8 protein-coding genes and 1 pseudogene are annotated in these 6955 nt (G+C 36.1%); 4 read left to right on the top strand and 5 right to left on the bottom strand.

Annotated features, from left to right (window positions below; genetic code table 11):
- Positions 1 to 45: 45 nt before the first annotated feature.
- On the bottom strand, positions 46 to 1440 hold the full coding sequence (locus OXPF_RS16775; RefSeq protein WP_054876383.1) for an MATE family efflux transporter: 1395 nt from the start codon (positions 1438 to 1440) through the stop codon (positions 46 to 48).
- Positions 1441 to 1458: 18 nt separating this feature from the next.
- Entirely contained in the window at positions 1459 to 1896 is a 438-nt protein-coding gene (locus OXPF_RS16780) for a MarR family winged helix-turn-helix transcriptional regulator (RefSeq protein WP_054876384.1), read from the bottom strand.
- 209 nt (positions 1897 to 2105) lie between these two features.
- Here OXPF_RS16780 and OXPF_RS22810 point away from each other — a divergent pair, with 209 nt between their 5' ends.
- Together OXPF_RS22810 and OXPF_RS16785 are read left to right on the top strand one after the other, a co-directional pair.
- Positions 2106 to 2252, top strand: coding sequence for an LDCC motif putative metal-binding protein (locus OXPF_RS22810; RefSeq protein ID WP_162838568.1), 147 nt, complete (start codon positions 2106 to 2108; stop codon positions 2250 to 2252).
- A gap of 209 nt (positions 2253 to 2461) precedes the next feature.
- Positions 2462 to 3769, top strand: coding sequence for a hemolysin family protein (locus tag OXPF_RS16785; protein WP_054876385.1), 1308 nt, complete (start codon positions 2462 to 2464; stop codon positions 3767 to 3769).
- A 29-nt stretch (positions 3770 to 3798) separates the two neighbouring features.
- Here the strand turns inward: OXPF_RS16785 and lpdD are convergent, their stop codons facing one another.
- Genes lpdD through OXPF_RS16800 form a run of 3 tightly spaced genes read right to left on the bottom strand, consistent with a single transcriptional unit; the run spans position 3799 to position 5161 of the window.
- Positions 3799 to 4191 carry a prenylated flavin chaperone LpdD gene (gene lpdD / locus OXPF_RS16790; RefSeq protein WP_054876386.1) on the bottom strand — a complete coding sequence of 131 codons (393 nt, stop codon included), beginning with the start codon at positions 4189 to 4191 and terminating at the stop codon, positions 3799 to 3801.
- Between the two features lie 24 nt (positions 4192 to 4215).
- Complete coding sequence (locus tag OXPF_RS16795; RefSeq protein WP_054876387.1) at positions 4216 to 4878, bottom strand: SdpI family protein; 663 nt, start codon at positions 4876 to 4878, stop codon at positions 4216 to 4218.
- Entirely contained in the window at positions 4862 to 5161 is a 300-nt protein-coding gene (locus tag OXPF_RS16800; RefSeq protein WP_054876388.1) for an autorepressor SdpR family transcription factor, read from the bottom strand. Before OXPF_RS16800 ends, OXPF_RS16795 begins: the two co-directional genes overlap by 17 nt.
- 791 nt (positions 5162 to 5952) lie before the next feature.
- Here OXPF_RS16800 and OXPF_RS16805 point away from each other — a divergent pair.
- Positions 5953 to 6231 (top strand): hypothetical protein, encoded by a 279-nt coding sequence (locus tag OXPF_RS16805; protein WP_054876389.1) that lies wholly within the window; start codon positions 5953 to 5955, stop codon positions 6229 to 6231.
- Between the two features lie 158 nt (positions 6232 to 6389).
- Positions 6390 to 6955: pseudogene (locus tag OXPF_RS16810) on the top strand (IS21 family transposase); the annotation flags it as partial.

A 6955-nucleotide genomic window follows, 5' to 3' on the forward strand; every position in this document is an offset into this window, starting at 1 on the left:
AATAAAGGAGCCGGGGTAAACATCGGCTCCTTATTATCTGTTGAACTATGCTACAACTCTTTCCTTCATTTCACTTGAGGTATCATGAAGAGATTTTCTCATGAAGAGAAAAAGTATAACTGAAAGCGTTGTTGTAAGCAAATCCGCTACAGGCAGTGCATATATAAATCCGTCTAATCCCCATACATTGCTGAATATTACTATTGCAGGTATAAAGAACAAGCCTTGCCTTCCCAGGGATATAATAAGGGACTGCACTGATTTGCCCAATGCCTGGAAGGATGTCATTAAAACCATCTGTGTGGCTATAATGGGATTTACTATTGCTCTTGACTTTATTATCCTTGCGCCTAAATTTATAACATCTGCATCGTTTATAAATACGCTAATCCATTTATCGGCAAATATATAGAATATGATTGCAAATGCTACATTCATTACAGTACCGATGGTAATGGCATTTTTTATTGTATCGACAAGACGCTTAAAGTTTTTAGCACCGTAGCTGAAGCCTAAAAGAGGCTGACAGCCCTGGGCCAATCCCATGGTAAGCATTACAGTAATATTGGTGACCCTCATGACAACTCCATTGGCAGCAACCACGTTATCACCGAAGCCGGCTGCAAAAGCATTGGATACTCCAAAGCCCAAGCTCATCAGTATCATACCGACAGATGCAGGTATTCCGATTTTAAAAATTTCAGCATATATATCCTTTTTGAAACCGAAATTTTTGGGAGAAATAGATATAATTCCTTTTTTCCTTACATAGAAGGATACATTGTATGCGAAACCGAATACGTTACCTATAACAGTAGCCAAAGCCGCACCGGCTACCCCTAAATCCATGCCTAAAATGAATATTGGGTCTAAAATAATATTCAATATAGAACCGATTACCATACCATTCATTGATACCTTTGTAGCACCTTCCGACCTTAAAAGTCCCGATAAGGCCATCTGCATTCCTATGAAGGGGCTTCCCAATAGCATATATATCAAATAATCCTTTCCGAACTGGAGAGTATTGGGGCTGGCTCCGCAAAATATCAATATAGGTTCTGCAAATATAAAAGCTATAAGAGATACCAGCGTGCTTACACCTAAAGCTGACCAGAAAGCAATGGAACCTGCTTCACTGGCTCTTTCCCTGTCGCCTTTCCCCAGCATCCTTGATATAAATGAAGCTCCGCCTATGGCAAATATATTTCCGAAGGCCTGAGAAATCATAAAAATGGGCATTGATAATGCTATGGCGGCAACCATGTTCGGATTATTTAATTTACCTATAAAAAAGGTATCTGTCATGTTATATACAACCTGGATTAACATAGCTACCATGGTGGGTATTGCTAAAGTCCATATAGCTTTGCTAACAGGCATTGAACCCAAAATATAGGTTCTGTCTTGCTTTGCATCAATTTTTCTTGACTCAGTCAAATGTAGTCATTCCTTTCATTACTTTATTTTTTCAATAAATGATATTACAGTTTGTAAAGCATTTTTAAGGCTAAGTACATCCTCTTCCCCCAATTGGCCTGCTTTTTTTTCTATGTGCTCATTGTAAAGAGATTCGATTTCCTTCGCTATGCTTTTACCTTCAGAAGTAAGTACCAATGCGTTTTTTCGCCTGTCATTGCATACTGTTATCCTTTTAATCAAGCCTTTTTTCTCAAGGCGATCAGCAACTGCCGTAAAAGAGCCCTTTAAAAGACCTACTTTTTTGCAGTAGTCTGTCATGGGCATTCCTTCATTTCTGTAAAGAAACATCAGCGTCCTTTCTTCGTTGAAATTTAATTTAGCGGAGGCTCTTCTTTCAAATCCGGACATCAGAGTTTCAGTAAACATAGGCAGCATGCTTACCAGTTCCCCAATCTTTTTTTCTGTGGTAGCCATTTCGTTACCTCCCAAACAACATATAGTTAGAATTATAACTATTAATAGTCAAATAGTCAATAATCAAACTATTTTATTTTAAAATAAATTTTGTCATTTATATTACATTTCTCCATAATATCTTCATGGCTTATTGGTATAATATAAAAAATGAGCTTTGACATACAGTATTTCACTGCATAGTAATGTAATATATAGGAGGTATTAAGATGAAGACATTATTGGGCAGCATTAAAAAAAGATATAATGAATTTATTGAAAGGCTGGCAAAGGAAAACGAAAAAAGCTTTGGAAACGGCAGATTGGATTGCTGCCAATTAAATAAAAATACCAAAACAAACGTTAAGAATAAGTAATTTTTCAAGAGAATATAAAAAATATTACCCTTAAAATCCACCAAATTTAAGTTTTATTCCCCTTAGGAAATTATTTACCTATGTTACAACTCATTATCTTAACATAAGTTGTTTTTTTAAGTCTATCATGTTGCCTGTGAATTTGTTCGGCTTTAAGTTGTATGATATACTATGTTCAACGTGTTAATTTTTAAAGGGGGAATTACTGAATGGACATAGGTCCTGGCAGTCGAATTATATTGGAGTTAGCGATAATATTCATTCTCATATTGCTGAACGCTTTTTTCGCCGCATCTGAAATGGCTATAGTATCTTCCAACAAGACGAAGATAATAATTCTTGCAAACGAAGGAAATACTAAAGCTGAATATCTATTGAAGCTTTTAAATGAGCCAAGCAGTTTTTTGGCTACAATTCAAGTAGGTATAACCCTGGCCGGATTTCTTGCCAGTGCTTCTGCCGCCACCAGTATATCCGAATATCTTTCAGAATTTATCAGTAAGTTTAATATACCTGCAGGTGAACAGATTTCAATTGTGGCAGTTACATTGCTGCTTTCATATATAACCCTCGTATTGGGTGAATTGTTCCCTAAAAGATTAGCTCTTCAATATTCTGAAAAAATTGCTATGGCAGTTGTAAGGCCTATTATGTTTGTATCTATTATGGCACGCCCTTTTATAAAGCTTCTTACAGCCTCCACAAATCTTTTGGTGCGCATGTTCAATATCCACTCCAATGATTTGGAGGAAAAGGTTTCTGAAGAAGAAATAAGGATGATGATAAGTGTCGGTGAGGAAACAGGCGTAATAAATGAAACAGAAAAGGAAATGTTAGATGGCATATTTGAATTTGACGATACACTGGCAAGGGAAATAATGACTCCGAGGACCGGCGTCTTTACAATAGATATCAATGCTCCTATTAAGGACATTATCGATTCGATTATTGAAGAACAGTACTCAAGAATACCTATTTTTGAAAATGATATGGATAACATCATAGGTATATTATATATGAAAGACCTGTTCAAGCATTTTATGAAGGGCAAAATGGACAATTCAGATATAAGAAAGCTGCTGCGTCCGGCATATTTTGTGCCCGAGACAAAAAATATCGACGCTTTGTTTAAAGAGCTTCAGGCAACCAAAAACCACATGGCTATACTAATAGATGAATACGGCGGTTTTGCGGGAATAGTTACCATAGAAGACCTGGTTGAAGAGGTTATGGGCAATATATTTGATGAGCACGATGAAAGCCAGGAAAGCATCACGGAAATAGATAAAAACACTTATTTAATAGACGGACTGATATCCATCGATGATATTAATGAAAGGTTCCAGTTAAAACTGCCTTCGGATAATTTTGAAACCATAGGAGGTTTTGTGGTAGACTTGCTTGGAAGCATCCCAAGCGAGGAAGAAGACCAGATGGTGGAATACGAAAATATCAAATTTAAAATAGAAAAAATGGAAGACAGAAGGATTGAAAAGCTAAGAATGCTCATAAATTAAGAGGACTATATGTCCTCTTAATTTTGCTCTTATTTTATTTTATCGCTTTCAATTGCCTTTATAATTTTTAAAATAATTTCATCCCTCATTCTAATGAATTTCTCAATATCAGAAGGGCCGGCATTATCAATATGGACACCTGCAGTTACAACAGTTGTCTCATTGAAGTGCCTGCATATTGCCTCGGATACGGGAACTGCAATTGCATCATCCTTGTGGCCTAAAATATTTATAACCGATGTTGTGCAGCTCACATTGCCATTCCCTGTCAAACTTAATCTTGGCTGGCTTATGACAGTTGAGCCTATATGAGCCTTTTCCCCCCCGCCAATATAAATTATTATTCCATCCGAAGTTCTAATGGCTGAACAATCCAATATTAAATTTCCTTGACTTATATTTATCCTAAAGGTTTTATACATCCCAAACCCTCTTTCTTACGGTAACTATTTACCGTTCATATCGTTACGGAACAGAATATATGAGTATACTGTAGGAACAGCTGCAATGATAACAATTACTAAAAAAAACAGCATGCTTGTTATTCTTGAATTTAAAAAGGAAAGTATGAGGCAGAGTATTCCCCCTGCTACCCACAAGGGTCCGGCAAGGCGGTGAGTTTTTCTCCATACTTCTTCATTTGATAATGTCCAGGGAGTTCTAATGCCTACAAAATAGTTGTGCTTGACCTTGCCCATAACATTGCCTAAAAGTATAAATAAAAGGGATACACCGGCAGGAACAATTACCTGAATCTTTATTGGATATCCCAAAGCTGCCATAAGTGTGACTATCTGAATGCCAACAAAGAAGATGTGCAGCATGTATCTTATAGCTCTATAGGCTGAAGAAAAATAATTGTAGTTGTTCTTTCTAGGGTCTAAATAAGGCAAAAATATAAAAAAGAAATAAAAACCTGCATTCATAAGAGGCATCAAGAAAGCTCCCCAAAATCTGTTCATATAGCCGTCGATCTCACCGTGTATATTCCAATGGCTGGGTACTCTGTCAGGCAGAGCGGGATAAAAATAAATACTCATGCAGAAACCGGCCAATATGAGCAAGAGTAAAATCCAGTCCTTTTTCAGAGTTTTAGCTATCTTTCCCATCTTCCATTCCCCCTTCATTTTTATTAACTGCATTGAAAAACCAATTGACTACCTCCTGAAACACTGAGGTATTTAAAGAATAATAAATGTTTTGCCCCTTTCTTTCATCCATCACCAAATCCGCCTGCTTCAAAATATTAAGATGATGTGAAATGCTGGGCTTTGTCATATCAAACTGGTCGGCAATTTCACCGGCAGTCATATCCCTTTGCTTCAATAACAATATTATCTTTCGCCGTGTCGGGTCGGATAATGCCTTAAAAGGTAAATTAAGAATCGCCATAGCAGTCCTCCTATGGAATATTAGATATTTAGACAAACATCTAAATATCTAATATTATTATATGATAAGTTGGGTGAAAGGGCAATTAGTTTACCAGTAAAAAATTATTGGCCTTTAAAAATCCAATGGTATCAAAATAAGCTGGCGTCCGTGGTAGAGCAATTGATAATATGTATTGAGCGATTCTTTCGAAGTTCAAAAAAAGCTTTACATAAGTATGTAGCAGTCTAAGTTAGTATAAAACCTACGACACTACATGCATAATTACTTCAACGAACACAGTTTTATATATGTTCTTTTTAATTTCATAATTATGAAACATTATTCACACAAGGACTGTCTTTATTTATTGAAGACAGTATTATAAAATTAATAAAAATAATATTAATTTGAGGAGAGGTATGATGTCTATTTTTACTAAAAAGCGAAATGTTTTTTTGTATTAGTAAGTTTGTTAATATTCTATACATTAGTAAACTTACTAATACAAAATCAACAACTCACTAGATATGTTAAAGAAGATAGGAAACAATCAATAAATACATCAGCAGAGATTTTTCTTCCTGTCTACTAATCATATAGCTCAATCGATATAATTATATACGTTTAAGAAGGCTATATCAGGTATACCAAGAACAGAAAGTGTACAAATAAAGGTAAAAATAAATATACCCTAAATTTCACAGTCAAGGCATGAAGAAATGAGAATGCTTTAAAAGCGAAAACAATCAGGGCACATCCATTCTTTATTTGCAATTTGAAAGCAGCTTTTAAGCGGCACCTTTAACATCATGTATTATTTTGATAATTATCTATATTATTCAGATCCAAGGAATGATAATTTGATATTCAGGATGAATGCATACAATCCCGCAGACATTGTAAGCCTTGATGCGAAAGGTGAGTACTTTTTTACTGACGGTCAATATATACACACTTATGACTCGGGTTCAGTAACAAAAACATCAATACTTGATTCAAGAGACAGGGAGTCCACCAAAATATTCGACTATGTTCTATCCTGGATGGCCGACTCGGAGACATTATACTACAGCACCCTTAAGAACTGAATATTCCGGTTCAGATTACATCACCTGTCCGGTCGTTGGAAATCAACATTCCGATATATAGGAAATCAGCTTTCTGGTTACCAGAAAGCATATAGTACAAGCTTTATAATTTATTTATACATCTCAAGATGTAAATAAATTATAAGGAGGTCATTTCTATGACCAAATACCGAGAAATCCTTAGACTACATAGTCTTGGATTTACACAACGCAACATCATGCTAAGCTGTGGTGTTGCACAAAAAACAGTTGTGAAAGTCTTGCGGCGCGCCAATGAATTAAACCTTAACTGGCCACTTGACGCAAATATCACAGATACTGTTTTAGAAGGGATGATGTTTCCAAAATCAGATAAGGACATCGGTATCAAAAGGAAGCCTGATTTTGGCTACATCCATAAAGAACTCCTAAAAAACGGTGTCAGCAAAAAACTCTTATGGACTGAATACATGGAGAACTGCCGCTTAAACGGTGAAGAAGCACTCATGTATTCCCAATTCTGCTATTATATCCAACAGGATGAGCAGAAACGACGTGCTACTATGCATATCAACCGTAAACCTGGAGAACAGGTTGAGGTTGACTGGGCAGGAGATATCGCTCATATTACCGACCCTGATACCGGAGAAATCATCAATGCATATATTTTCGTTGGTGTTATGACATACAGCCAGTATGCCTATGTAGAAGCATTTATCAATGAAAAACAGCGAGCATGGATAAC

The sequence above is a fragment of the Oxobacter pfennigii genome (assembly GCF_001317355.1).
Taxonomy (GTDB): domain Bacteria; phylum Bacillota; class Clostridia; order Clostridiales; family Oxobacteraceae; genus Oxobacter; species Oxobacter pfennigii.